Source organism: Profundibacter amoris, assembly GCF_003544895.1.
Classification (GTDB): Bacteria; Pseudomonadota; Alphaproteobacteria; order Rhodobacterales; family Rhodobacteraceae; genus Profundibacter; species Profundibacter amoris.
Map to the genome: position 1 here is coordinate 1,995,456 of NZ_CP032125.1, position 25,285 is coordinate 2,020,740.

General features: G+C 57.5%; 25 protein-coding genes. 11 read left to right on the plus strand and 14 right to left on the minus strand.

Annotated elements, in window-relative coordinates:
• Nucleotides 1-50: 50 nt before the first annotated feature.
• The 4 genes from ccmE to BAR1_RS09990 form a co-directional block, all read right to left on the minus strand.
• Nucleotides 51-509, minus strand: a complete 459-nt coding sequence (ccmE, locus tag BAR1_RS09975; RefSeq protein ID WP_118942883.1) for a cytochrome c maturation protein CcmE — start codon at nucleotides 507-509, stop codon at nucleotides 51-53.
• 9 nt (nucleotides 510-518) lie between these two features.
• The gene (gene argC, locus BAR1_RS09980) at nucleotides 519-1,547 is read right to left on the minus strand and encodes an N-acetyl-gamma-glutamyl-phosphate reductase (RefSeq protein WP_118942884.1); all 1,029 of its coding nucleotides are present in this window, start codon (nucleotides 1,545-1,547) and stop codon (nucleotides 519-521) included.
• 55 nt (nucleotides 1,548-1,602) lie between these two features.
• Nucleotides 1,603-2,415, minus strand: coding sequence for a glutamate racemase (locus tag BAR1_RS09985; protein WP_118942885.1), 813 nt, complete (start codon nucleotides 2,413-2,415; stop codon nucleotides 1,603-1,605).
• Nucleotides 2,416-2,476: 61 nt separating this feature from the next.
• Nucleotides 2,477-5,881: an indolepyruvate ferredoxin oxidoreductase family protein gene (locus BAR1_RS09990; protein WP_118942886.1), complete on the minus strand. Its 3,405-nt coding sequence runs from the start codon at nucleotides 5,879-5,881 to the stop codon at nucleotides 2,477-2,479.
• Between the two features lie 159 nt (nucleotides 5,882-6,040).
• Between BAR1_RS09990 and BAR1_RS09995 the strand changes: the two genes are divergently transcribed.
• A complete protein-coding gene (locus tag BAR1_RS09995) occupies nucleotides 6,041-6,946 on the plus strand; it encodes a LysR family transcriptional regulator (RefSeq protein WP_118942887.1) in 906 nt (301 codons plus the stop codon).
• A gap of 198 nt (nucleotides 6,947-7,144) precedes the next feature.
• On the opposite strand, the gene BAR1_RS10000 is transcribed toward BAR1_RS09995, so the two are convergent.
• Nucleotides 7,145-7,902 (minus strand): IS5 family transposase gene (locus tag BAR1_RS10000; protein WP_228408531.1). Its coding sequence is split into 2 segments (ribosomal slippage): nucleotides 7,145-7,566 and nucleotides 7,566-7,902, totalling 759 coding nucleotides; the frame shifts between segments, so codons are not numbered across the junction.
• Nucleotides 7,903-8,082: 180 nt separating this feature from the next.
• Here BAR1_RS10000 and BAR1_RS10005 point away from each other — a divergent pair.
• Entirely contained in the window at nucleotides 8,083-8,982 is a 900-nt protein-coding gene (locus tag BAR1_RS10005) for a type IV pili methyl-accepting chemotaxis transducer N-terminal domain-containing protein (RefSeq protein WP_118942888.1), read from the plus strand.
• A gap of 29 nt (nucleotides 8,983-9,011) precedes the next feature.
• Here the strand turns inward: BAR1_RS10005 and BAR1_RS10010 are convergent, their stop codons facing one another.
• From BAR1_RS10010 to BAR1_RS10020, 3 genes are read right to left on the minus strand one after another with little or no spacing between them, the layout of a single operon-like run.
• Nucleotides 9,012-10,244: an RNA polymerase sigma factor gene (locus BAR1_RS10010; RefSeq protein WP_228408532.1), complete on the minus strand. Its 1,233-nt coding sequence runs from the start codon at nucleotides 10,242-10,244 to the stop codon at nucleotides 9,012-9,014.
• Entirely contained in the window at nucleotides 10,245-10,601 is a 357-nt protein-coding gene (locus tag BAR1_RS10015; RefSeq protein ID WP_118942889.1) for a YciI family protein, read from the minus strand.
• Nucleotides 10,602-10,661: 60 nt separating this feature from the next.
• Nucleotides 10,662-11,051, minus strand: coding sequence for an MAPEG family protein (locus BAR1_RS10020; protein ID WP_118942890.1), 390 nt, complete (start codon nucleotides 11,049-11,051; stop codon nucleotides 10,662-10,664).
• Between the two features lie 149 nt (nucleotides 11,052-11,200).
• On the opposite strand from BAR1_RS10020, the gene purL reads away from it, so the two are divergent.
• The 4 genes from purL (at nucleotide 11,201) to grxD (ending at nucleotide 14,399) form a co-directional block, all read left to right on the plus strand.
• Nucleotides 11,201-13,360, plus strand: a complete 2,160-nt coding sequence (gene purL, locus BAR1_RS10025) for a phosphoribosylformylglycinamidine synthase subunit PurL (RefSeq protein WP_118942891.1) — start codon at nucleotides 11,201-11,203, stop codon at nucleotides 13,358-13,360.
• A 113-nt stretch (nucleotides 13,361-13,473) separates the two neighbouring features.
• Nucleotides 13,474-13,710, plus strand: a complete 237-nt coding sequence (locus BAR1_RS10030) for a BolA/IbaG family iron-sulfur metabolism protein (RefSeq protein WP_118942892.1) — start codon at nucleotides 13,474-13,476, stop codon at nucleotides 13,708-13,710.
• Nucleotides 13,711-13,713: 3 nt separating this feature from the next.
• A complete protein-coding gene (locus BAR1_RS10035) occupies nucleotides 13,714-14,040 on the plus strand; it encodes a hypothetical protein (RefSeq protein ID WP_118942893.1) in 327 nt (108 codons plus the stop codon).
• A complete protein-coding gene (gene grxD / locus BAR1_RS10040; protein WP_118942894.1) occupies nucleotides 14,037-14,399 on the plus strand; it encodes a Grx4 family monothiol glutaredoxin in 363 nt (120 codons plus the stop codon). The genes BAR1_RS10035 and grxD overlap by 4 nt, the downstream gene beginning before the upstream one ends.
• Here grxD and BAR1_RS10045 read toward each other — a convergent pair.
• From BAR1_RS10045 to BAR1_RS10055, 3 genes are all read right to left on the minus strand, one after another.
• Complete coding sequence (locus BAR1_RS10045; RefSeq protein ID WP_118942895.1) at nucleotides 14,396-15,688, minus strand: PAS domain-containing protein; 1,293 nt, start codon at nucleotides 15,686-15,688, stop codon at nucleotides 14,396-14,398. The genes grxD and BAR1_RS10045 overlap by 4 nt on opposite strands.
• 64 nt (nucleotides 15,689-15,752) lie before the next feature.
• The gene (locus tag BAR1_RS10050; protein WP_118942896.1) at nucleotides 15,753-16,151 is read right to left on the minus strand and encodes a cell division protein ZapA; all 399 of its coding nucleotides are present in this window, start codon (nucleotides 16,149-16,151) and stop codon (nucleotides 15,753-15,755) included.
• Nucleotides 16,151-16,621, minus strand: coding sequence for a hypothetical protein (locus BAR1_RS10055; RefSeq protein WP_118942897.1), 471 nt, complete (start codon nucleotides 16,619-16,621; stop codon nucleotides 16,151-16,153). Before BAR1_RS10055 ends, BAR1_RS10050 begins: the two co-directional genes overlap by 1 nt.
• 245 nt (nucleotides 16,622-16,866) lie before the next feature.
• Between BAR1_RS10055 and tkt the strand changes: the two genes are divergently transcribed.
• From tkt to gap (BAR1_RS10070), 4 genes are all read left to right on the plus strand, one after another.
• A complete protein-coding gene (gene tkt / locus BAR1_RS10060) occupies nucleotides 16,867-18,840 on the plus strand; it encodes a transketolase (RefSeq protein ID WP_407681535.1) in 1,974 nt (657 codons plus the stop codon).
• Between the two features lie 211 nt (nucleotides 18,841-19,051).
• Complete coding sequence (gap, locus tag BAR1_RS10065; protein WP_118942899.1) at nucleotides 19,052-20,056, plus strand: type I glyceraldehyde-3-phosphate dehydrogenase; 1,005 nt, start codon at nucleotides 19,052-19,054, stop codon at nucleotides 20,054-20,056.
• 9 nt (nucleotides 20,057-20,065) lie between these two features.
• Complete coding sequence (locus BAR1_RS17970) at nucleotides 20,066-20,230, plus strand: hypothetical protein (RefSeq protein ID WP_162891738.1); 165 nt, start codon at nucleotides 20,066-20,068, stop codon at nucleotides 20,228-20,230.
• 96 nt (nucleotides 20,231-20,326) lie between these two features.
• Complete coding sequence (gap, locus tag BAR1_RS10070; protein WP_118942900.1) at nucleotides 20,327-21,328, plus strand: type I glyceraldehyde-3-phosphate dehydrogenase; 1,002 nt, start codon at nucleotides 20,327-20,329, stop codon at nucleotides 21,326-21,328.
• 43 nt (nucleotides 21,329-21,371) lie between these two features.
• Here gap (BAR1_RS10070) and coaD read toward each other — a convergent pair whose 3' ends face one another.
• The 3 genes from coaD to BAR1_RS10085 all read right to left on the minus strand — a co-directional run bounded on the left by coaD (nucleotide 21,372) and on the right by BAR1_RS10085 (nucleotide 23,433).
• The gene (gene coaD / locus BAR1_RS10075) at nucleotides 21,372-21,863 is read right to left on the minus strand and encodes a pantetheine-phosphate adenylyltransferase (RefSeq protein ID WP_118942901.1); all 492 of its coding nucleotides are present in this window, start codon (nucleotides 21,861-21,863) and stop codon (nucleotides 21,372-21,374) included.
• A 168-nt stretch (nucleotides 21,864-22,031) separates the two neighbouring features.
• Nucleotides 22,032-22,466 carry a CBS domain-containing protein gene (locus BAR1_RS10080; protein WP_118942902.1) on the minus strand — a complete coding sequence of 145 codons (435 nt, stop codon included), beginning with the start codon at nucleotides 22,464-22,466 and terminating at the stop codon, nucleotides 22,032-22,034.
• Between the two features lie 58 nt (nucleotides 22,467-22,524).
• On the minus strand, nucleotides 22,525-23,433 hold the full coding sequence (locus BAR1_RS10085) for a LysR family transcriptional regulator (RefSeq protein ID WP_118942903.1): 909 nt from the start codon (nucleotides 23,431-23,433) through the stop codon (nucleotides 22,525-22,527).
• Between the two features lie 114 nt (nucleotides 23,434-23,547).
• Here BAR1_RS10085 and BAR1_RS10090 point away from each other — a divergent pair, with 114 nt between their 5' ends.
• A complete protein-coding gene (locus BAR1_RS10090; RefSeq protein WP_118942904.1) occupies nucleotides 23,548-25,047 on the plus strand; it encodes a CoA-acylating methylmalonate-semialdehyde dehydrogenase in 1,500 nt (499 codons plus the stop codon).
• Nucleotides 25,048-25,285: the final 238 nt, after the last annotated feature.

Consider the following 25,285-nt stretch of genomic DNA (forward strand, 5'->3'; position numbering starts at 1 on the left):
CCCCGCAGTTGTTTCGCTGCAAGGGTGTGTAAAATTGGTTAACTTAGCCCTTAGCTACCGTTCGCCTGATCCTCGGGGTCAACATAATACCCCTGCTCTTTCAGGGCATCCACCACTTCCTTGGGCATATAGTTTTCATCGTGTTTGGCAAGGATTTCAGTGGCCTGGAACACCCCGTTCACATAGCTGCCGGTGGCAACGGTGCCCTGCCCCTCCTTGAACAGATCAGGCAACACCCCCGCATAGCTGGCTTTGATTGTCGCCCCGCCATCGGTGATATTGAAGGTGATCACCTCGCCCTGACCACGTTTCAGCGAGCCTTCCTCGACCAGCCCACCAACACGTAACACCTGTGTTGGCGGTGGCGTATCCTCGACGATCTGGCTCGGACTTTTGAAGAAATTGATCCCGTCGCGCATCGCATACCCGATCAGCCCTGTGGATATCGCCAAAGCGACGAAAGCCACGATGATAACCTGTACCCGGCGTTTTTTCTTTAGTCCCTTCATGACACTCCTTTAAGGGAAAACCGGCGCGGCCATCAGACCGGCTGTTTCCACCTCTCCCAACATTAGATTTGCGTTCTGCAGCGCCTGACCGGATGACCCCTTGGTCAGATTGTCCAGTGCTGCGACGATAATTGTGCGCCCCTCGATGCGGTCCGCGACCACCCCGATATGACAGTAGTTCGATCCGCGTATATGGCGGGTCGACGGAGCCTCGCCAAATGGCAAGGTCAGGATGAACGGCTCGTCCTTGTAAGCGTCAGCCAATGCGGCGTGCACCTTTTCGGCATCCCCTTTGACGTAAACCGTGACCAAAATCCCGCGATTGGCGGGGATCAGATGCGGGGTGAATTGCACCCGCACGGGCCTCCCTGCGACACGCGAAAACTCCTGATCGAACTCGGCCAGATGCCGGTGGGTGCCGCCGATGGCATAGGGGTGATAGCCTTCGGACAATTCGGCGTGCAGCAGGTTTTCCTTCAGCGCCCTGCCCGCCCCCGATACGGCGGCCTTCAGATCAATGACGATGTCGTCCAGATCAATCAGCCCGCCCGTCATCAGCGGCCGCAGCGCATATTGGCCGGTGGCCGCGTTACAGCCGGTGCCCGCTACCAGCCGCGCCGCGCGAATTTTCTCGCGGTAAAATTCGGTCAGCCCGTAAACAGCTTCGGGTTGCAGATGCGGCGCGCCGTGGGGTTTGCCATACCATTTTTCATATTCGTCCAGATCGCGCAGCCGGAAATCGGCAGACAGATCGACAATCCGCAGATCGGCAGGCAATTCACGGATCACCGCCTGAGACGTGGCATGCGGCAAGGCGCAAAACGCCAGGTCGACATTGGCAAAGTCGATTTCGTCGATCTTTACCAGATCCGGCAGGTCCAGATGGCGCAGGTGCGGAAATACATCGCGGTAGGCCATGCCGGCCTTGCGTTCCCCCGACAGGGCAACAATTTCCATATTGGGGTGGCCGGCAATCAGGCGCACCAGTTCAGCGCCGGTATAGCCGCTGGCACCAAGGATCGCGATTTTATGGGTCATGGGTGACCTCTTTCATGTTCATCAGGAATATAGGCAGGGTTGGGGCCGCCTGCAATCACGCAGACTGAAAGGTGATCTTTCGTCGCAGGAACTGCGTGGCCTTGTCGGAAACCGAACCCGGATCACCCGTGGTCAAAAACAGCGATTCCGCACCCTCCCCCTTCATATCAGGGTGGCGGGTCAGGTAATCGGCCAGACTCTCGGCCACCAGATCGGCCTGCGAGAACACCTTCACATCCGGCCCCAAAGCCGCCTGAAAGGTGCTTTCCATCAGCGGATAATGGGTGCAGCCCAAAATTGCCGCCTGCGGATTGGGCATTTTACGCTTCAATGCGTCCACATGGCTGCGCACCAGCGCTTCGGCCAATATCTCGTCGCCTTCCTCGATCGCGTCTACCACACCGCCGCAGGCCTGCGCCTCGACATCGACACCAATCGCCCGAAACGCCAGTTCCCGCTGAAAGGCGCGGCTGGCAACGGTGGCGGGGGTGGCAAACAGCGCAACATGTTTCACGGCCACCTCGCGCGGCGGGGAATTGTCGCCCCAGTCGCGTTCGGTCAGCGCCTCGATCAGGGGCACGAACACGCCCAGCACCCGCTTGCCATCGGGCAAGCCTTCTTCCTGCATCCGGCGCAGGGCGGCGGCGGATGCGGTGTTACAAGCCAGAATAACCAGATCGCAACCAGCGTCCCACAGGCGGGCCACGGCGGCTTTGGTCAGGGCATAAACATCCTCGGCATCACGCACGCCGTATGGGGCATGGGCGTTGTCGCCAAAATAGACAAAGGGCACATCAGGCAGACGTTTTGCAACGGCGTCCAGCACCGTCAGCCCGCCCAGACCTGAATCAAAAACTCCAACTGCCATAACCTGCTCCAGTTTCGCGTTCGGATTGTAAATACGCGGGTTCGGGGTGGAAATCTATGGCTTATTCGGCTGCATCCACAATATCCGCCCCACCGGCGCGAAAGCCTGCCAACAGTTCCTCGCGCCGTTTGGCGGCAGCGGTTTCATTGGTCTGCTTGACCGGCCCGAAACCACGAATGGACAGCGGCAGTTCGGCCAGTTCCATTGCAATATCAAGGGTTTGCGGCGTAACACTGGGCAGGATTTCCCCCATATCCACCTCGTATTGCGCAATCAACGCCCGCTCCATCTTGCGTTCCTTGGTGCGCCCGAACAGATCAAACGCCGTGCCGCGCAGCCCCTTCAGGCGGGCCAGCAGGCGGTAAACCGGCATGATCCAGCCGCCGAATTCGCGTTTCTTGGGCCGTCCGTTGGCGTCCTTGCCCGACAGGATCGGTGGCGCCAGATGGAAGCGCATGGTGAAATCGCCATCAAACTCGGCCTTGGCCTTGTCGCGCACATCCAGCATCAGGCGGGCAACCTCGTATTCGTCCTTATAGGCCAACAATTTGTGATAACCCTTGGCCACGGCCTCTTTCAGCCGCGTATCCTGTGCCTGATCGACCAGCGCCAGATAGCGCGCTTTCAGCGCCGCGTTCTGGTACTCCACCAGATAATCCGCGCGATACCTGATAATCTCCTCCAGCGACTTGGGCTTGTCCACCACCACCGGCGATATGGCCTTGGCCGCGTCTTCGGGGAATTCCACCGCCCAGCGGCCAATTTCAAAGGCGCGTTTGTTGCCCTCGACCGCCGCCTTGTTCAATTCAATCGCCGCCATGATCGCGTCATAAGACAGCGGCAACAGCCCGCGCTGCCACGCCGCCCCGACGATCATCATGTTGGAAAAAATACTGTCGCCCAGCAGGGCCCGCGCCAGTTCCGAAGCATCGAATTGGGCCAGATTCCCCGCCAGACGCGCCTCTAGCTGCAGTTCAAGCCGGTCGAACGGCAGTTTGAATTCGGTGTCACGGGTGAAATCACCAGTGATAATCTGATGGCTGTTCACCACCGCCCCCGTGCGCCCTGTCTTCATCAAACCAATGGTTTTCGCCCCCGCCGTGGTGACCAGATCGCCGCCCAGAACCGCGTCGGCCTCGCCCAAAGCCACCCGAATGGCGCTGATGTCCTCGGGCGCGTTGGCCAGCCGCAAATGGATATGCACCGCCCCGCCCTTTTGCGCCAGACCGGCCATTTCCATCATGCCGGCCCCCTTGCTGTCGATATGCGCCGCCTGCGCAAGGATCGCACCGATGGTGACAACGCCGGTGCCGCCAACGCCGGTGATCACCACGTTGTGGGTGCCGTCAATCGCGGGCACGGCCGGTTTTGGCAGGTCCGGCAGGTCGATCTGCGCGGTTGCCGCCTTTTTCGGGGTGGCGCCCTGCAGCGTCACAAAAGAGGGGCAAAAGCCGTTGATACAACTGAAATCCTTGTTGCAGGAGGACTGGTCAATCGCCCGCTTGCGCCCCAGTTCGGTTTCCACCGGCACGATCGACACACAGTTGGATTGCACGCCGCAATCACCGCAGCCTTCACAGACATCGGGATTGATAAACACCCGTTTGTCCGGATCGGGAAACAGCCCGCGCTTGCGGCGGCGGCGCTTCTCGGCAGCGCAGGTCTGAATATAAAGAATGACAGACACGCCCTTGATTTTGCTGTATTTACGTTGAACTTCCATCAGCTCGGCACGCTCGTACCATTCCAGCCCGGCCGGAAACGCACCACGGTCGATATCCTCTTTTTCGTCATAGACAACGGCAATGTGTTTCACCCCCATCGCCTGAACCTCGCGGGCAATGCGGGGTGCGTCCAGATCGCCCTCGTTCGCCTGACCACCAGTCATCGCCACCGCGTCGTTATACAGGATCTTGTAGGTCATCGTCGTGCCCGCCGCCACAGCCGCGCGGATCGCCATAATGCCGGAATGGTTGTAGGTGCCATCACCTAGGTTCTGGAACACATGACCGGTTTCAGAAAACAGCGATTCCCCGACCCAGTTTGCCCCCTCGCCGCCCATCTGGGTAAAGCCGGTGGTGGAGCGGTCCATCCATTGCACCATATAGTGACAGCCGATCCCCGCATAGGCGCGGCTGCCTTCGGGCACTTTGGTCGAGGAATTATGCGGACAGCCCGAGCAGAAATAGGGCAAACGGGCCGCGATTTCCTCGGCATTGTCCGCTGTGCGGGCCTCGTCCAGCAGTTGCAGGCCGGCCTTGATCCGGTCGGTGCCGCGCCCCTCATTAATCAGAATGCCACCAATCCGTTCGGCAATCATGATCGGGTCCAGCGCCATGCGGGTCGGGAACAACTCATTGCCCCGATCATCCCGCCAGCCATAAACCCGTCGTCCGCGCCGGTCGTCAAAGATCGCTTCCTTGATCTGCACTTCCAGCAGTTTGCGTTTTTCCTCGACCACCACGATCAGGTCCAGCCCCTCGGCCCAGTCGCGCAAACTGTCCATATCCAGCGGCCATGTCTGGCCGATCTTGTAAGTGGTGATGCCCAACCGCGCGGCCTCGGCCCCGTCCATTCCCAGCAATTCCATCGCATGGACCAGATCCAGCCAGTTCTTGCCCGCCGCCACAAAGCCGATTTTCGCGCCCGGCTTTCCCCAGACACGTTTGTCAATTTTATTCGCCTTTGCAAAGGCTTCTGCCGCGACCCTCTTGTAGTCGATCATCCGCGCCTCTTGCAAAACCGGCGTGTCGATCAGGCGGATGTTCAGCCCCCCTTCGGGCATCTCGAATTTCGGCGTGACAAACTGCACCCTGTCAGGGCGGCCATCCACCACGCTGGTGACTTCAATGGTATCCTTCATCACCTTCAGGCCGGTCCAGACACCGGCAAAGCGGCTCAGCGCCCAGCCATACAGCCCGTAATCCAGAATTTCCTGCACGCCGGCTGGCGATACAATCGGCATATAGGCATCCACCATCGCCCAGTCAGATTGGTGCAAGGTGGTTGAGCTTTCGCCGGTATGGTCATCCCCCATCGCCATCAGCACCCCGCCATGCGGGCTGGTGCCGGCCATATTGGCATGACGCATCACATCGCCCGAGCGGTCCACGCCGGGGCCTTTGCCATACCACAGCGAAAACACGCCGTCATATTTGCCCTCGCCGCGCAGCTCGGCCTGTTGCGTGCCCCAGATCGCGGTGGCCGCCAGATCCTCGTTCATGCCCGGCTGAAAAGTGATGTTAGAGGCCTCAAGCACCTTTTGCGCCCGCTGCATCTGCATATCCACCGCCCCCAGTGGCGATCCGCGATAACCGGTGCAATAGCCCGCCGTATTCAGCCCCGCCGCCGCGTCCCGCGCCTGTTGCATCAGCATCAGCCGCACCAGCGCCTGCGTGCCATTTAGCAGAACAGGCGATTTATCCAGATCGTAACGATCATTCAGACTGATGTTTTGAGCGGTCATCGTGCGGCTTCTCCCCTTAGACGCAGTATAGCACAACAATAGGTCATAAACTTTGACCTACCAAGCAAAAAATAGTGATGGTTTGCACTTTCCTTTCGTGATGGTTCAGTGGATAATTCTGTTTCAAAATCTGGCATTATCAGTAATAGTTGGGGCGTTATGGACTGGGACAAGCTAAGAATATTTCACGCGGTGGCCGATGCGGGCAGCCTGACCCATGCGGGCGAAGTCCTGCATTTGTCGCAATCGGCCGTCAGCCGACAAATTCGCGCGCTTGAAGAAAGCCTGAATGCCACCCTGTTCCACCGCCATGCCCGCGGACTGATTCTGACTGAACAGGGCGAATTGCTGTTTGATGCGACCAGATCGATGGATCAACGGCTCGAGGCCGCAACCGCCCGCATCCGCGATAGTGCTGACGAGGTATTCGGCGAGTTGCGCGTCACCACCACCATGGGGTTCGGCCTGTTGTGGCTGGCCCCGCGCCTGTCGCAATTATACGAAAACTACCCCGACCTGCGCATTGACCTGATCCTGAAGGAACGCGTGCTGGACCTGCCCATGCGCGAGGCCGATGTCGCCATCCGCATGAAGGAGCCGTCACAGGCCGACCTGATCCGCAAACGGCTGATGAGCGTAAACATGCGCCTATACGCAACGCAGGACTATCTGAACGAGTACGGCAATCCTGATACGCCCGAGGATCTGAAAGACCACCGGCTGATTTGCCAAAGCACCACCGCCACACAGGTCAGCGCCAGTGCAATATTCACCCAGCAACTGCTAACGTATAATGTGCGTTCCTTGCTGACGGTGAACAACTATTTCGGGGTGCTGCAAGGGTTGCTCAGCAACCTTGGAATCGGGGTGCTGCCCGACTATGTAACCGAAGACTTTCCAAATCTGGTGCGGGTTTTGCCCGAAATGGAGTCAAACGACATCCCTGTTTTCCTTGCCTACCCCGAGGAATTACGCCATTCCAAGCGCATCGCCGCCTTTCGCGATTTTGTTACCGAAGAGATCATTGCGCGGCGCAAACGGCTGCGCGCCGAAGCCGCTGATTGAGCTATGCATGCAACGCATAGCGGGTTTTCTCCTATTTCTCTTGAAAGCAACAGCGACCGAACCTAAATACCCAATATGAAGACAGCAATCGAGGCAACTCTTGTTGGCTTCATACCTCCCTGTTGGACTTCGGCCGAGCTTTTTAAGCTCGGCCTTTTTTTTGGCTAACCGCTTTTACTGTCTAGGGGGTGTTGAGATTCACCGGGCATTTATGATTGCGGCCGCAATATAGATCATGGAAGAAAAGCTTTGGTCAGTCTTGTCTGATCTCATAGCTATCCGCTTGAATTCCTTCAGCTTCTGAAAGTAGTTCTCGACCAGATGCCGCCATTTATATTTCTCTTCATCATGGGACGCAGGATTCTTGCGACCTTTTCGGGCGGGAATGACGGGTTCGATGCCACGTGAGGTTAACATTTCGCGCAGCCAATCTGCGTCATAAGCCTTGTCGCCGAGGAACGCTCCGCAACTGATCTCTTCCATAAGCCCTTTAACACCTGTCGTTTCGCCGCGTTGCCCTGGCATCACACTAAACCGCACGAGATTGCCGAGCCCGTCAACCAGGGCAAGAATTTTGGTGCTCAACCCGCCCCGGGATTTCCCGATAGCCTGGCTTTGAGTCCCCCTTTTGCGCCCTGTCCGTGACGGTGGACTTTGACGATTGTTCCGTCAACCATGACGTATTCCATGTCCGGATCACCCGATAACGCGTCGAAAATGCGTTTGAAAACATCGGCTTTGACCCAATCCCGAAACCGTTTGAAGACGGTGTTCCATTTGCCAAAATGGGGCGGAAGATCCCGCCATGGGCAGTCCGTGCGCGCAATCCACAAAACCGCTTCGAGAAATAACCGGGCATCGCCGCCCGTGCGGCCCGGATCAGATTTCTTACCCAAACAATGAGGCTCCATCAGCACCCACATCTGATCCGTGATGACAAAACGATCTGAAGACATTCCTAACTCCCTTTTGGAAGCTTGAATCAGAAATCAAACCAATTGGGAATCCTGAATCTCAACACCCCCTAAAAGGGCTAATAGGAAAACCGGCTTGATTATGGCATAATAACTAATGTGTTCGTGAACGTGTTTTTAAAACCGCGAAACGGCGTGCTGTAACCAGTAATTGAAAGGCCCATGTATATGAGTTTCCATTTCCTCCCCCCCGCGACTATTGTACTGACCTGTAGCATTGCGCTTGTTCAGACAATTCCAACTATAACCTATGCCCAAACGTCCCCGGTTTTAGAGGCAAAGCATCGCGTCAATATTGCCGGACGGCAGCGCATGCTTTCCCAACGAATGAGCAAAGCTGCCTGTTTTATCCATAGCGGCGTCAATGTAGATGCGCATATGGCAATGTTAAAAGACGCATTTGACTTGTTTTCAACCAGCCACAAAGTGCTTGTTTCAGGAAGCAACGACACAGGATTAAGGGCCGAAACATCACCGGCAATATTGGAAAAACTGGCGCTTGTTGATCAAAAATGGGCCAGTTTTGCCCCCTATGTTCAAGAGGTTCTATCCACATCCACGATAGACGGAGCACAAATTGCCAAAATGGATGCCGCAGGGCTTGCCTTGTTAAAAGATATGAACGGGGCGGTTAACACAATTGCCACCGAATACGGCACACTGCTTGAAGATCTGCCATTGATCCAATCCATCACAATCGATGTGGCCGGCCGGCAAAGAATGTTGTCGCAAAAAGCCGCAAAAGAATTCTGTTTAATCGCATCAGACATTGATGCCGAACAAAACAGTGGAAAACTTGCCGGTACCAGTCATCTGTTTTCTACCACACTTGATGCACTGACAACAGGAATGACCGGTTTGGTTATTGCCCCGCCGAACGATGAAACCTCGGCCATGCTGGAGCAGGTAAAAGCAGAATGGCGGGTGCCTTCGGCCATTTTTGATCGGACACTTAACGTTGCCCAACCATGTTGCGGCCACAGGCAGGTGATTGCTGAACAAATGGAATTGGTGCTGGACTATATGAATCAGGCTGTCGGGATGTATGAAACCGCGCAGTAGATGGCGAGGCTTGCAAAACAAGGCTGCGGTTACTTTTGCATTTGCCGCAGTAAAAAAATCTTGTCAGAGTTCGCATTGGTCAATGCGAGCGCCCGCTTATAGGATTGTTTCGCCTCACCACGCCGCCCCAAACGGCGCAGCATATCTGCCCGTGCTGCGTGAAAGGGTTGGTAGTTCTCCAACCTTTGGGCCAATGGTTTGAGCATCTCCAATGCCGGTTCCGCCCCTTCCGCATAAGAAACCGCCACTGCCAGATTAAGCCGCACAATATCACTGGGGGCGATCTGTTCCATAAGGCGATAAAGGGCGGCGATCTGCGGCCAATCGGTTTGCTCGGCGTTTGCGGCCTCGCAATGCAACGCGGTAATGGCGGCCTGCAACTGGTATGGCCCCACCTGCCCCCGCTTCATCGCCGCTTCCAGAATGGATTGGCCTTCCGCAATGCGCTTTTGATCCCACAGATTGCGGTCCTGTTCATCCAGCGGCACATAGGCCCCGTCCCTATACCGCGCTTTACTACGGGAATGCGTCAACAGGATCAGCGCCAACAACCCCGCAACTTCGGGCGCATCGGGACATAGCTGCACCATCAGGCGCGCCAGAAAAATTGCCTCTTCGCACAGATCAATACGGATCCGAGTATCCCCGCTACTGGCGGCATAGCCTTCGTTGAAAACCAGATAGATCACCGACAAAACGGAATTGATCCGCTCTTCCAGTGCGTCGCCATCAGGTATTTTAAACGGTATCCCCGCCTTGCTGATCTTGCTGCGCGCGCGGGCCAGCCGCTGGCCCATCGTCGCCGGTTTGTCCAGATAGGCGCGGGCGATTTCCTCGGTGGTCAACCCGCCAAGGGTGCGCAGGGTCAGGGCGACGCGGCTCTTTTCATCCAGCGCGGGGTGGCAACAGGTGAAAATCAGACGCAAGCGGTGATCGGGAATGTCATGGGTATCGGCGGGCGCGTCTGCCTCGGCCTGCTCCAGCACGGCGATTTGTGCGGATTTCTCTTTCAGATTTTTGGCCCGGCGGAACCGGTCCAGCGCCCTACGCCGCGCCACCTGCAACAGCCAGCCACGGCGCGATTTCGGAATACCAACATCGGGCCATTTTTCCAAAGCGGCCTCGATCGCGTCCTGCAAACATTCCTCGGCCAATTCAAAATCGCCAATTGCGGCCGTCAGTGCCGCAATCAGCCGCCCCCTGTCCTGACGCAGAGTATAGTCAATTGCCGTATGCACGGCTTCGGGGGCGGCTTTGGTCACTCAGTCAACGTCATACGTCTGGATCGGGCGCACCTCGACCGTGCCGTATTCGGCGGTCGGGATCATCTTGGCGTATTTGATCGCATCATCCAGTGTGTCGCATTCAAACAGGTAAAACCCGCCCAGTTGCTCCTTGGTTTCGGCAAAGGGCCCGTCCATCAGTTCGGTTTTGCCGTTGCGGATGCGGATGCTGGTGGCGGTTTCCACTGGTTGCAGGGCCTCGCCACCCAATAGCACACCGTCGCTGGCATAAGTCTGGCTGGCAGTCCCGTAATCGACCAATAGCTTGTCAAATTCCGGCGTACCCGGTTTCGGACCGGCATTGTCGTCTGCATAAATCAAAGCAAGATATTTCATAGCGTTTCCTTTACTATTAATGGTGGGAGTGTCCCCCCGTTGAAGTCAATTTGCAATCTTTTAGCCAAGATACGAATAAACGATCCCCGCCACGCAGATCACCAGCGCGAAAAACGACCCCGTATTGCCAACAATGCGCAGCGGGTGCTTGGGTGCATCGGCCTTCAGGCCAAGCGGGTGCAGCGCGCGCGATACCACCAGCAAAATACCGGCAATATGCAGCCACATACCCCCGACCCCGCGCAGTTCCGCCATCAGCATCATCAGCAGCACAATCGGCACCCATTCGATAAAATTGCCATGCCTGCGGATTTTCTCGTGCAATGCGATATCACCGGCATCACCGATTGATATGCCTTTTGTGGCACGGGTTTTGGTCACATTCACCCAAAGTATCAGCATCAGAACCGCCAGCGGCACCGCGTATATCGGGGTAATCTGAAGTGTCATTTCTCTGTCCCTTTCCTTGTTGGTTACGGAATAAAGACGAACGAAGGGGCGGCATTTCGACATAGGCGGCAAAATAATTTGAAAAACCGCATTCCCCTAGGCCCGCCCATGCCCTAAAAGGCGCCCAACAGCTGCCTTGGGGGATTTGGATGCAAGAGCCGCAGATTACCGACGAGTTGATTTCCAGCCACGGGTTGAGCAAGGATGAATATGCCTTGGTCCTCGAAATTATCGGACGCACACCGACCTATACCGAACTTGGTATTTTCTCGGCCATGTGGAACGAGCATTGCTCCTACAAGTCCTCGAAAAAATGGCTGCGCACCCTGCCCACCAAAGGCCCACAGGTCATTTGCGGCCCCGGTGAAAACGCCGGCATCGTCGATATTGGCGACGATCAATGCGTGGTGTTCAAAATGGAAAGCCACAACCACCCCAGCTATATCGAGCCATATCAAGGTGCCGCCACCGGTGTTGGCGGAATCCTGCGCGATGTGTTCACCATGGGCGCCCGCCCGATTGCGGCGATGAATTCGCTGTCATTCGGCGAACCCTCGCACCCCAAAACCCGCCAGCTGGTGCATGGGGTGGTCGAAGGTGTCGGCGGCTACGGCAACTGTTTCGGCGTGCCCACCGTGGGTGGCGAAGTGCGTTTCCATCCGGCCTATAACGGCAATTGTCTGGTCAATGCCTTTGCCGCCGGTCTGGCCGACACCGACAAGATTTTCTATTCCGCCGCCTCGGGCGTTGGCATGCCGGTTGTCTACCTTGGCGCCAAAACAGGGCGCGACGGCGTCGGCGGCGCGACCATGGCCTCGGCCGAATTTGACGACACCATCGAGGAAAAGCGCCCCACCGTTCAAGTCGGCGACCCCTTCACCGAAAAACGCCTGATGGAGGCGACGCTGGAATTGATGGCCACGGGCGCCGTGATCTCGATTCAGGATATGGGGGCTGCCGGCCTGACCTGTTCGGCTGTCGAAATGGGCGACAAGGGTGATCTGGGCGTGAAGCTGGATCTGGACCGCGTGCCGGTGCGCGAGGAAAACATGACAGCCTACGAAATGATGCTTTCGGAATCCCAGGAACGCATGTTGATGGTGCTGAACCCCGAACTTGAGGACGTGGCCAAGGCCGTGTTCGAGAAATGGGATCTGGATTTTGCCATCGTCGGCGAAACCATCGCCGAGGACCGTTTTGTCATCATGCACGGCAACGAATTAAAAGCCGATCTGCCGCTAAAGGCCCTGTCGGGCAACGCGCCGGAATACGACCGCCCATGGGTGGAAACCCCTGCTGCCGAACCACTGGCCGATGTGCCGGAAATCGACGCAATCGACGGTTTGCGCGCGCTGGTCTCCTCGCCGAACTATGCCGCGAAACAATGGGTTTACGAACAGTATGACACCATGGTCATGGCCGATACCGCCGTTCTGCCCGGCATCGGTGCGGGCGTGGTGCGGGTGCATGGCACCGACAAGGCACTGGCGTTTACGTCGGATGTGACGCCGCGCTATGTGATGGCCAACCCGTTTGAAGGCGGCAAACAGGCGGTGGCCGAGGCTTATCGAAACCTGTGCGCCGTGGGCGCCAAACCACTGGCAACCACCGACAACATGAACTTCGGCAACCCCGAAAAGCCCGAAATCATGGGGCAATTCGTAGGTGCGATCAAAGGCATTTCCGAAGCGGTTTCCGCGCTGGATATGCCGATCGTGTCGGGCAACGTTTCGCTTTACAACGAAACCGACGGTACCGGCATCCTGCCCACCCCCACCATCGGCGCGGTCGGCCTGATTGAAAACATCGACGACCTGATTGCCGGCACCGCCCGCGAAGGCCATGTCGCCCTGCTGGTCGGCGAAACCGCCGGCCACCTTGGCCAATCCGCCCTGCTGGCCGAGGTCTTCAACCGTGAGGATGGCGATGCACCGCATGTGGATCTCGAGGCCGAGCGTCGCGCTGGCGAATTCATCCGCGCCAATGGTGAATTGATCAAGGCCGTGACGGACCTGTCCGATGGCGGGCTGGCGCTGGCCGCGTTTGAAATGGCCGAAAGCTCTGGTGTTGGCATCACACTGGAGGCTGCCGACACCCCAACCCTGTTTGGCGAGGATCAGGCGCGTTACCTGATTGCCTGCAATTTCGATCAGGCCGAAGCCCTGATGATTGCCGCCGCCGAAGCCGGCGTGCCGATTTCAACCGTTGGACGGTTCGGCGGGGATGCGGTGACATTCGGTGGCTCCTCGGCGCTGCTGGCGGAATTGTCCGACATCTATCGCCGCAGCTTTGAAGCGACCGTAACCTGATCCGCAGACATGGTCGCGGTCGGGGAACAATGACGCATGGGGGAAGGCCCCTCTTGCATGGACGACAATCCCGACTTAAATAGTAAGCAACATAAATTTCAAGGATATCACCCATGGCCATGCAAGCCCAAGAAGTAGAAGAGCTGATCCGCGCCTCTTTCCCGAACGCCAAGATTACGATCGAAGGCGATGACGGGGTGCATTTTTCGGCGATGGTGGTGGATGAAAGTTTCCGCGATATGAACCGCGTGCAGCAACAGCGGGCGGTTTTCGCGGCCCTGAAGGGCAAGATGGACGGCCCGAACGGGGAATTGCACGCGCTCGCGCTGACCACCAAGGCACCGGAATAGGTGATGGGCCTGTGGCAAAGCATCCTCTTGGGAATTGCCGCCCTGATTGCTATTGCCATCCTGATCGAAATGATCCTGAAGCGTAACAGGCCGCGCCCGCCGCTGGCCAAACAGTTTCTGGATGACGAGGTTTATAATGACGACGAAGGCAAACCAGAACTGGGCATGGAAGCCGTCGATATGGATGTGATCCGGGCCTCGGAAGGGGCCAATCGTTCGGCGGCGGCCCTTGGGGCACGTGATATGCAGTTCTGGACAAGACTGACGAGAAAGCGGCACAGCCGCAAAACAAACACACCGCCAACGCGGACAAACGGAGATAAAACATGACCGACGCAACAACCCAGATCAAAGACACAGTCACCAGCAACGACGTGGTTCTGTTCATGAAAGGCACCAAAGACGCGCCGCAGTGCGGGTTTTCATCCCGTGTCGCCGGTGTTTTGAATTTCATGGGCGTGGAATTTGCCGATGTGAACGTGCTGGCAGACGAGGGCATCCGTCAAGGCATCAAGGACTATTCCGACTGGCCCACCATCCCGCAACTGTATGTCAAAGGCGAATTTGTGGGCGGTTGCGACATCGTCACAGAAATGACCCTGTCGGGCGAGCTGGACCAGTTGTTCGACAAAGAAGGCGTTGCTTACAACAAAGAAGCCGCCGACAAAATTCGCGAAGCCAACGGTTAAATCGACGTTTCACGGTTTTCGGATTTGATAGGGGGACGGCGCTTTGGCCCGTTCCCTTTCGCCATCAGGGCATCTGCATTGCGCTGGATGGACAGGCTCAAATCCTCGATCCGTTCAAGTTGATCATCAACATTGGTCTGGAACCCCGCCAGTTGGGTGATCACATAATTCAGGCTTTCGCCGCCCTTGGACAGGCGCGCACTTTCGATATTGCACATCACACGGGTTGAACTTAGCCCAAGGGTGAAACGGCGCATAACAGCCACCGCGCGCGAGATCCGCAAAGCGACTTCGGAAACCTCGTTCAGCCCCTCCATCGCCTTACGGGTCGAGATAGTGGCGAGATTTACCATCTGCTGTTGTTCGGCCTTCAGATCACAGCCGCCAAGCGCACGCCGCTCAAGGGAAAAACTGGTCGACATTTCCCGCAACATATGCGCCATGCCCAGCAGGAACCGGCATTGTGCCAACGTGTCGCACATGGTGGCGAAATCACTGTCCGAATTGGTGACATAGCGCCGGAACCATTGCGCCATTTCCTCGGACATGGACCAGTAGTTTTGCGACAAGGCACTGACCGCCCCGCCCGAAGGTTCCAGCCGCGAGGCGATGATGCGCATATTGGTCGGCACGGTGCTGACCGCGTGAAAACCGTCCGAAAGCGATATGGTTTCTGTTTTCAGGGCACTGGCCGCATCCGCCATTTCGGTAAATTTTTCGACTTCTGGATCAATCTTTTTATTGACCTTGATGTCGCGCGCGGCCAATTCGCGCGTCAGGGCATCGCTTTCAAAGGCCCGATAGTCGGAATACCCCAGATCACCAATCCGCTGCACCAGTTGTGCCGCACTTCCCTCGGGTGTCAGCCCCCCGTTTTCCTCGGCTTCGCGCAGAACCTCGTATTCCTGTTTGATCGTTTCGAACAAATCGCTGGCCGGTTTGATCCGGATCGACAGGAACCCGCCCTGAAACGGCAGGGCAACAGCATAGACCCAATAATACAAACCGTCCTTAGCCTTGTTCTTGACGTAGGCACCAATCGGTTCTCCGGCTTTCAGGGTTTCCCAGAACAGCCAGAACACGCCTTTGGGCATATCGGGGTGGCGGATGCGTTTATGGGGGGCGCCGATCAGATCGTCCCAGCCATAACCAGAAACCCGTTTGAACACATAGTTCCCGCATTCAATCACCCCGCGCTGATCCGTGCGCGAGAAAAAGATTTCATCAAACCCGAAGGGGGCTTCGCCCGTGGCGGGGCGATATACATTTCTTTTTTCAACGAATCCCAACGATCAAACCCTTTGTATTCTGCCCCAACTGTTAGGGGCAAAGAGTTGCCGTCGGGTTAATCCGTTACCCCGCCTTCAGTTTTTCCTCGACCTTGTCGGCCAGAGCCTCGGCGCGGGCGGCGATTTCGGCCATGGTGTCGGTGACCATCGGCGGGATCACCGCGACCTCGATGCGTTCGGGTTCAGGCGCCGGTTTTTCCCGCATTTCTTCCAGCAGGGCCTCCTGGGCGCCCAGTTTGCTTTCCGCATCGCGCAGCTTTTCTTCCAGACCGGCGGTTTTATCGGCCAGCATCAGACCGGCCATCAGCAACATGCGGGGTTCGGGAATACGGCCGATCTGTTCGGTCAAAACGGTGGCTTCATTGTCCAGCAGTTTGGCGGCGGCATGCAGGAAATGCTCCTCGCCCTCCTGACAGGCAACGGTGAATTTACGTCCGCCAATGGTGATTGTTGTCTCGGCCATTACGCGCCCTCCCCGATCAGCGGTTTTAGTTCGGTCATAATCGTTTCCAGCTCGGCCAGATCGGCCTTGCGGGCGGTTTGCAGCGCTTCGAGTTCGGTTTGCAGGGCCTTGTTGACAAGTTCCGCATCCTTGTCACCCGATGTCGCTTGCCGGGCCTCGGCGGCCTCGCGCAGTTCGTTGTTCAGCGCGATCAGGGTTTTGGCATCTTCTTCCTGACGCGCCACGGTGGCGGTCAGATCGGAAATCTGTTTTTCCAGATCCTTGATCAGGGTTTCCTGTTTGTCCTTGATCGCGGCAACACGTTCTTCCAACTGGGCGTTTGCGGCCTTTTCGGCCTCTAGCGCCTCTTGCAATGCGGCAGCATCGCCGGAGCCATCGCTTGCAGCACCTTGCCCCAAGGTATCCACACCGGCATCAATGCGCGCCAACGCATCCGTGATCCGGCGTTCAAGTTCTGTTATCTCACTCACTTTGCCTGTCTCCTCACTCGCCTATTCCCACCCTGCGCGACTCTTGCCCGAATCGCAAATCCTCGCGCTTATGGGTCGAGTTTACCCAATCGGCCACAGAATTGCCCGCCCTTTTCCCCGATCTGCCCCCTGCCCGCTTGATCTTATCCACAGCGCTGCTATCACCACGGGGTAAGTTTAGCCCCAGATAAGGACAAACCGCCGTGGATATTCAGACTTTGCGCAAAAACCACCCCGATCACTGGATGAAGGCCGCCGCCATCCGCACCCTGACGCTGGACGCTATTGCAGCGGCAAATTCCGGCCACTCGGGGATGCCGATGGGCATGGCCGATGTCGCCACCGTATTGTTTGAAAAACACCTGAAGTTTGACGCCAAGGCCCCGCACTGGCCCGACCGCGACCGGTTTATCCTGTCGGCCGGTCATGGCTCGATGCTGATTTATTCGCTGCTGTATCTGACGGGATACGAGCAGGTCACTCTGGACGAGATCAGGAATTTCCGCCAGTGGGGCGCGCGCACGGCGGGGCACCCTGAATACGGCCATGTGGAAGGGGTTGAAACCACCACCGGCCCGCTGGGTCAGGGCATTGCCAATTCGGTCGGCTTTGCCATTGCCGAGGAAATCCAGCGCGCCCGTTATGGCAAGAAGGTGGTCGATCACCACACCTATGTGATTGCCGGTGACGGTTGCCTGATGGAGGGCATTTCCCAAGAGGCCATCGGTCTGGCCGGTCGTCACGAACTGGGCAAGCTGATCGTGCTGTGGGACAACAACGATATCACCATCGACGGCAAGGTATCCCTGTCGGACCGCACGGACCAGATGATGCGTTTCCGCGCCTCAGGCTGGTCGGTGTTTGAAATTGACGGCCATGATCCGGTGGCGATCGACGAAGCCCTGACCGCCACCAAGAAAACCAAGAAGCCGTCGTTGATCGCCTGCAAGACGCATATCGCGCTTGGTTCCAGCGCACAGGACACCTCGAAGGGCCACGGCGCCCTGACCGATCCCAAGCTGATCGAGGACACCAAAAAGGCCTATGGCTGGACCTCGCCCGCCTTTACCATCCCAAAGGACATCAAGGCCCAGTGGGAAGCCATCGGCGCCCGCGGCAAGGCCGAGCGCGTGGCCTGGGAAGAGCGTTTCCTGACCATCCCCGGCAACAAGCAGCGGGAATTCCAGCGCGCCTATGCGCTGGACCCGCACAAGAAACTGTCAGCCACCATCAAGGCACTGAAAAAGCAGATTTCCGAGGAAGCGCCAAAGGTTGCCACCCGCAAATCCAGCGAAATGGTGCTGGAAGTGGTCAATCCGTTCATGATTGAAACCGTTGGTGGCTCGGCCGATCTGACCGGATCGAACAACACCAAATCCGGCGACATGGGCACATTCGACATTGATAACCGTGGCGGGCGCTACATCTATTACGGCATCCGCGAACACGGCATGGCGGCGGCGATGAACGGCATGGTGCTGCATGGCGGTGTGCGCCCCTACGGCGGCACTTTCATGTGTTTCACCGATTACGCCCGTGGCGCAATGCGCCTGTCCGCGCTGATGCGGGTGCCCACGGTCTATGTGATGACGCACGACAGTATCGGTCTGGGCGAAGACGGCCCGACCCACCAGCCGGTCGAGCATCTGGCCATTTCCCGCGCCACACCGAACACCTATGTGTTCCGCCCCGCCGACACGGTAGAAACCGCCGAGGCCTGGGAAATCGCTCTGACCTCCAAGGAAACCCCTTCTGTGCTGGCGCTGTCCCGTCAGGGGCTGCCGACCGTGCGTCTGGAACATAAAACCAAGAACATGACCGCGCAGGGCGCCTATGTGCTGGCCGACGCCGAAGGCAAACGTCAGGCCATCATCATTGCCACAGGATCCGAGGTGGAAATCGCCCTTGCCGCGCGCGACATCCTGCAAGCCGAGGGCATCGGCACCCGCGTTGTGTCCATGCCCTGCATGGAGCTGTTTGCCGAACAGGACGAACGCTATCGCAAGCGCATCCTACCCGGTGGTCCGGTGCGTGTCGCTGTCGAGGCAGCCGTGCAAATGGGCTGGGACCGCTGGCTGACCGGCGAGCGCGGCAAAGCCAACAAGGCAGGCTTTGTCGGTATGGACAGCTTTGGCGCTTCGGCCCCGGCAGATGTGCTGTTCGAAAAGTTCGGCATCACCGCACAGGCCGTGGCTGACAAGGTGAAATCCCTGCTGTAAGGCGCAAGCAATTAAAACACCTGCGGGGGGCTTTGCGGCCCCCCGTTTTTGTTGTTTTTGAATGTTACCGATAACACCAGTTGCTCGTTTGCGCTAACACCATATGTTTACGCTAACACCTTCTCAATAAACGCTTTTCCAGAATCACCCCTACCCCTATACGCGTTGCCAATGGCGGCTGGTCCGCGCGCGAAATCAGGGAATGGGAAACATGCCAATCACACTGGGAATCAACGGCTTTGGCCGCATCGGTCGCTGCACCTTGGCCCATATCGCCGAGGCCGCCCGAAACGATGTGCGCGTGGTCAAGATCAACGCCACCGGCCCGATTGAAACCAACGCCCATCTGCTGCGGTATGACTCTGTGCATGGCCGCTTCGGCAATGACGTGGTGGTAGAAGGTGACACGCTGGATCTGGGCCGTGGTCCGATCAAGGTGTTTTCCACCTATGATCCGCAGGAACTGGACTGGGAAGGTGTGGATGTGGTGCTGGAGTGCACCGGAAAATTCAACGACGGCGTCAAATCCTCGGTCCATCTGGAACGCGGTGCGAAAAAGGTTCTGATTTCGGCCCCCGCCAGCAATGTGGATCGCACCGTGGTTTACGGCGTCAATCATCGCGATCTGCTGGAAACCGACCGGCTGGTTTCAAACGGATCCTGCACCACCAACTGCCTGGCCCCGCTGGCCAAGGTGCTGAACGATGCCATCGGTATTGAACGCGGTATAATGACCACGATCCACAGCTATACCGGCGATCAGCCCACGCTGGACCGCCGCCATTCCGACCTCTACCGCGCCCGCGCCGCCGCAATGGCGATGATCCCGACATCCACAGGGGCCGCCAAGGCGCTGGGGCTGGTATTGCCGGAACTGGCGGGCAAACTGGACGGCACCGCCCTGCGTGTGCCCACCCCCAATGTATCCGCCGTGGACCTGACCTTCGAGGCCGCCCGCGATGTCACCGTGGCCGATGTGAACGAAGTGATGGCCGAAGCCGCCGCCGGCCATATGGGCGCGGTTCTGGCCTATGATGACGAGCCAAAAGTCTCGATCGATTTCAACCACACGCCGCAATCATCCATTTTTGCACCGGAACAAACCAAAGTCGTGGGTGGACGCACGGTGCGGGTGCTGGCATGGTATGACAACGAATGGGGCTTTTCCTGTCGCATGGCCGATGTCGCGGCGACGATGGGGCGCTTTTTGCACTAACGCGGGGGAATGACCCCGAAAAGGCGGGTCATGACCAATACGCTGGCAGTCATCTTTGCGGTTCTGATCATCGGTATTTTTACCGCCGATTATTTCTACTTCCACTGGGATCTGTGGCTGATCGTCGGTCGGCGGCTGGGACAAATGATTGAATATATCGCTTTTTGGCGCTGATCCGGCATTGTCCGGTTGACCTTGGACGCCATTTGGTCATGTTAGCGATAACCGCCCACGGGTGACGGTTTTCGTATGATCAAAAGGAGTCCTCCCATGACTGTAAAAGTAGCCATCAACGGCTTTGGCCGCATCGGCCGCAACGTCCTGCGTGCCATCGTTGAATCCGGTCGCACCGATATCGAAGTGATCGCGATCAACGATCTGGGACCGGTGGAAACCAACGCCCACCTGCTGCAATTCGATTCCGTGCATGGCCGCTTTCCGGTGGATGTGAAAACCACCAAGGACACAATCGATGCGGGCCGTGGCCCGATTGCCGTGACGGCCATCCGCAACCCTGCCGACCTGCCTTGGGCCGATGTGGATATCGTGATGGAATGCACCGGTATATTTACCGCCAAGGAAAAGGCGCTGGTGCATCTGGAAAACGGCGCAAGCCGTGTGCTGGTCTCGGCTCCCTCGGCGGGTGCAGACAAAACCATCGTTTACGGGGTGAACCACAATACGCTGACCGCCGATGACCGGGTGGTCTCCAACGCGTCTTGTACCACCAACTGTCTGGCACCGGTGGTCAAAACCCTGAATGACGCCATCGGCATCAACCACGGGTTCATGACCACGATCCACAGCTACACTGGCGACCAGCCCACGCTGGACACAATGCACAAGGATCTGTATCGCGCCCGCGCTGCAGCCATGAGCATGATCCCCACCTCGACCGGTGCCGCCAAGGCCGTCGGTCTGGTGCTGCCCGAAATGGCCGGCAAACTGGACGGTGTGGCGATCCGCGTGCCCACCCCGAATGTTTCGGTCGTGGACCTGACCTTCGAGGCGTCCCGCGACACCACGATTGAAGAAGTCAACGCCGCGATCAAGGCCGCCGCAGACGGCCCGCTAAAGGGTGTGCTGGGCTATACCGAGGTGCCGAATGTGTCGATCGACTTCAACCACAACCCGCATTCGTCGATCTTCCATATGGACCAGACCAAAGTCACCGCAGGCAATATGGTGCGTATCCTGACGTGGTATGACAATGAATGGGGTTTCTCCAACCGCATGTCCGATACCGCCATCGAGATGGCGAAATACCTGTAAGACAAATCGCCGCCCGCGCCGGATCAGGCGCGGGCGCGCATCTTCAGGCGAATTTCGCCATCAGCGCCTTTTCCACATCCGGCGTGACAAATTTGGAAATATCCCCGCCCAGCCGCGCGATTTCCTTTACCAGCTTGCTGGCAATCGCCTGATGCTTGGCATCTGCCATCAGGAAAACGGTTTCAATCCTATCGTCCATTGCACGATTCATCCCGACCATCTGGTATTCATATTCAAAATCCGCCACCGCCCGCAGACCGCGAATGATGATTTGCGCACCAACATCATGGGCACAATCAATCAGCAGGTTCTCAAACGGATGCACCACAATCTCGCAGCCCGTTTCCTTTGAAAGGCCAGCACATTCGGCCTCGACCATCGCCACCCGCTCTTCCAGTGTGAACATCGGCCCCTTGTCGCGGTTGATGGCAACCCCGATCACCAGGCGGTCCACCAAGGCAGCTCCGCGGCGGATAATATCAATGTGTCCCATCGTAATCGGATCAAAGGTTCCCGGATATAATGCAATGCGCATGGTCTGCCCCCTTAGCTTTGGGCGCACGCAACAATATTGCGCGCCCGATTGCAAGCAGAATACCGCCCGCCCCTTCTTCTTTTCCTAAATACCTCCGCCGGAGGCTTTTGCGCGTGCCCCGCAGGGGCGCGCGCCCGGGGCGACGCGCAACGCGCGGCGCAATACCCGCTAATGCCCCATAATCATCCCTTCAAGCGCCTTTTTTTCCATCGAAAGTTCGCTCAGACGGGCCTTGACCACATCGCCAATCGTGATCAGCCCCACCATTTCACCATCACGGATCACCGGCATATGGCGAAACCGCCCTTCGGTCATCTTTTTCAGAATATCATCTGCCCGCTCGTTACAATTACAGGTGACGATATTCTTCGTCATCATATCGTCCACCTTGTCAGACAGGCAAACCGCCCCGCGTTTGCCCAATTCCCGCACAATATCGCGTTCTGATAAAATTCCATCCGCTGTTTTTCCCGTCGCAGACACCACAACCGAGCCAATCCGGTTGTTCGACAAAACCGACGCCACATCCGCCACGTTTGTCCCGGGTTTGACGGTAAAAACCCCCTCGGTTGCCTTGGATTTCAGGATTTGTTGAACCAGCATCGGCGTCTCCTTTATAGGTTTCATTATACCTGCAGGGTCCCCCGCCTGCGACATTCTGTCAAGTCGCGTGATTTGCCAGTTCTTCCAGCCGCGCAACTTCACGCCGAACGCCTGCAATAAAACTCTCGGCAAAGCGGTTCAGACGTTCGACCCGTTTGTCGTCCAGATGCCGCACCAGATAGAAGGTGCGCGTCAGCGAAACCTTGTCGGGCAGCACGCGGCGGATGTCGGGCAGCGTGGGCATACAGAAATCATGTACAATCGCCAACCCCGCGCCCTGGCGCACCCAGTTCACCTGCACCGCCACGGAATTTGACGCAAGCGTGACATGGTCAACACCGGTTTCAGCCAGATAATCCACCTCTTTGTCAAATATCATATCGGGGATATAACCGATGATCCGGTGCCCCTTCAGATCCTTCAGCCTGCGAATGGGTGGATGGCTGTCCTGATAGCCCTGTGTCGCCGCCAGATGCAGTTTGTAATCGGTGATCTTCTGCGCCATCAGCCGCCCCGCCGTGGGCCGTGACAGGGTAATCGCCATATCGGCCTCGCGTTTGGACAGGTTGAACACGCGCGGCAACGCCACGATCTGCACCTCCAGCCCCGGGTTTTCATCGCAGATCGCCGCGCAAACCTGCGGCAACAGATAATTGGCCGAGCCATCCGGCGCCCCGATCCGCACCACGCCGCTTAACTGCCCCGCCTGCCCGTGCAATTCCTCGGCCCCCTGCGCCAGCGCGGTTTCGGCGCGAGTCGCGTGTGCCAGCAGGCGTTCGCCTTCACTATTCAAAACATAGCCCTGCACCGATTTGGCAAACAGCGCCGCCCCCAACCTGTCTTCAAGCCGCGCAATCCGCCGCCCCACCGTGGCGGGGTCCAGTTTCAGTGCCTTTCCGGCCTTGGACAGGCTTTCAGCCCGTGCCACCGCCAGAAACACCCGCATATCATCCCAGTCAAACGCCATACCATACCTGTATTATTGCAAAGCCCCTTTGGAAAACTGCCCCTTTTCATGGCATTTTTGCAAGGCTAAACTGCACCCGAGCAAAAACCCAACAATACCCCGGAGGATTCGAATATGGATATCGGACATTTTATCAACGGCAAGATGGTCAAAGGCACCTCGGGCCAGCAAGGCGACATCATGAACCCCGCCACCGGCGAAGTTCAGTATAAGGTCGATCTGGCCTCGGCCGCAGAAATGAACGCGGCGATTGAAGCCGCCGCAGCGGCCCAGCCCGCATGGGGTGCGAAAAACCCGCAGGTGCGTGGCCGCGTGATGATGGCCATGGTTGGCCTGATCAACCGCGATATGGATAAACTGGCCGAAGCCCTGAGCCGCGAACATGGTAAAACCATTCCCGATGCCAAAGGTGACGTTCAGCGCGGTCTGGAAGTTGTAGAATATTGCATCGGCGCTGCCGAACTGCTGAAAGGCGAATACACAGTCGGGGCCGGCACCGGCATTGATATGTATTCCATGCGTCAGCCACTGGGGGTTGTCGGCTCGATCATGCCGTTCAACTTTCCGGCCATGATGCCGCTTTGGCACATTGCGCCCGCACTGGCCTGTGGCAACGCGGTTGTGCTGAAACCCTCCGAGCGTGACCCGTCGGTACCGATGATGCTGGCCGCCCTGTTTGTCGAAGCCGGCTTGCCTGAAGGTGTGTTCCAGGTTGTGAACGGCAAAAACGAAGCCGTTGACGCGCTGCTGGACAACGACATCATTCAGGGTGTTTCCTTCGTTGGTTCGACCCCTGTTGCGCAATATATCTACAGCCGCGCCACAGCCAACGGCAAACGCGCACAATGCTTTGGCGGCGCGAAAAACCACATGATCATCATGCCCGACGCCGATATGGACCAGGCCGCCGACGCCATCGTCGGGGCCGGTTTTGGCGCCGCTGGTGAACGCTGCATGGCGATTTCGGTTGCTGTGCCTGTGGGCGAAGGCACCGCCGACCGCCTGTTGGAAAAACTGGTCCCGCGGGTGGAAAAACTGCGCGTTGCCCCTTACACCGACGGTGATGATGTGGATTACGGCCCGGTTGTTTCGGCCGAAGCCAAAGAACGCATTCTGGGCCTGATCCAGAGCGGCGTTGATCAGGGCGCAACCCTTGTGGTTGATAACCGCGATTTCAAATTGCAAGGCTATGAAAACGGCTTCTTCGTTGGCCCGCATCTGTTTGACAATGTCACAACGGATATGGACATCTACAAGACCGAAATCTTCGGCCCTGTTGTCTGCACCGTGCGCGCCGAAACCTATGACGATGCGCTGAAAATGGTGATGGACCACGACTACGGCAACGGCACTGCCATCTTTACCCGTGACGGCGATACTGCCCGCGATTACGCCTCGCGCGTGAATGTCGGCATGGTTGGCATCAACGTGCCTGTGCCGGTTCCGCTGGCCTATCACACCTTTGGCGGCTGGAAAAAATCCATGTTTGGCGATCTGAACCAGCACGGACCGGATTCGTTCAAATTCTACAGCCGGACAAAAACCGTCACATCGCGCTGGCCCTCGGGCATCAAGGAAGGTGGCGAATTCCACTTTAAGGCAATCGACGATTAATCGTCGCTACCTGATGATGAAAACAGTGACAGCCCTGCCGGTTTGGCAGGGCTGTTTCTGTTCTGTCCGCCCCCGAACGCGCGGCTTTTTTGTTGTGTCAAACGATGTGGCCCGCTAGAAATAATAACCGGTTCGGACGCGCACTCACGCGGTAAGTCCGACACAAAGATGATGGTGTTCAACTTTGCCTTCTTTCTTTCGCATTATCCCTGAACATAACCTTGTTTACGCACGATAT

Coding starts and splice junctions, on each gene's coding strand:
- BAR1_RS10005 (WP_118942888.1), top strand. CDS start 8,083: ATGTATATGAGTTTCCATTTCCTCCCCCCCGCGACTATTGTACTGACC.
- tkt (WP_407681535.1), top strand. CDS start 16,867: ATGAAGGCCGCCGCCATCCGCACCCTGACGCTGGACGCTATTGCAGCG.
- argC (WP_118942884.1), bottom strand. CDS start 1,547: ATGACCCATAAAATCGCGATCCTTGGTGCCAGCGGCTATACCGGCGCT.
- gap (WP_118942899.1), top strand. CDS start 19,052: ATGCCAATCACACTGGGAATCAACGGCTTTGGCCGCATCGGTCGCTGC.
- ccmE (WP_118942883.1), bottom strand. CDS start 509: ATGAAGGGACTAAAGAAAAAACGCCGGGTACAGGTTATCATCGTGGCT.
- grxD (WP_118942894.1), top strand. CDS start 14,037: ATGACCGACGCAACAACCCAGATCAAAGACACAGTCACCAGCAACGAC.
- BAR1_RS10085 (WP_118942903.1), bottom strand. CDS start 23,433: ATGGCGTTTGACTGGGATGATATGCGGGTGTTTCTGGCGGTGGCACGG.
- BAR1_RS10020 (WP_118942890.1), bottom strand. CDS start 11,051: ATGACACTTCAGATTACCCCGATATACGCGGTGCCGCTGGCGGTTCTG.
- BAR1_RS10015 (WP_118942889.1), bottom strand. CDS start 10,601: ATGAAATATCTTGCTTTGATTTATGCAGACGACAATGCCGGTCCGAAA.
- BAR1_RS10035 (WP_118942893.1), top strand. CDS start 13,714: ATGGGCCTGTGGCAAAGCATCCTCTTGGGAATTGCCGCCCTGATTGCT.
- BAR1_RS09990 (WP_118942886.1), bottom strand. CDS start 5,881: ATGACCGCTCAAAACATCAGTCTGAATGATCGTTACGATCTGGATAAA.
- BAR1_RS09995 (WP_118942887.1), top strand. CDS start 6,041: ATGGACTGGGACAAGCTAAGAATATTTCACGCGGTGGCCGATGCGGGC.
- purL (WP_118942891.1), top strand. CDS start 11,201: ATGCAAGAGCCGCAGATTACCGACGAGTTGATTTCCAGCCACGGGTTG.
- BAR1_RS09985 (WP_118942885.1), bottom strand. CDS start 2,415: ATGGCAGTTGGAGTTTTTGATTCAGGTCTGGGCGGGCTGACGGTGCTG.
- BAR1_RS10030 (WP_118942892.1), top strand. CDS start 13,474: ATGGCCATGCAAGCCCAAGAAGTAGAAGAGCTGATCCGCGCCTCTTTC.
- BAR1_RS17970 (WP_162891738.1), top strand. CDS start 20,066: ATGACCCCGAAAAGGCGGGTCATGACCAATACGCTGGCAGTCATCTTT.
- coaD (WP_118942901.1), bottom strand. CDS start 21,863: ATGCGCATTGCATTATATCCGGGAACCTTTGATCCGATTACGATGGGA.
- BAR1_RS10080 (WP_118942902.1), bottom strand. CDS start 22,466: ATGCTGGTTCAACAAATCCTGAAATCCAAGGCAACCGAGGGGGTTTTT.
- gap (WP_118942900.1), top strand. CDS start 20,327: ATGACTGTAAAAGTAGCCATCAACGGCTTTGGCCGCATCGGCCGCAAC.
- BAR1_RS10090 (WP_118942904.1), top strand. CDS start 23,548: ATGGATATCGGACATTTTATCAACGGCAAGATGGTCAAAGGCACCTCG.
- BAR1_RS10050 (WP_118942896.1), bottom strand. CDS start 16,151: ATGGCCGAGACAACAATCACCATTGGCGGACGTAAATTCACCGTTGCC.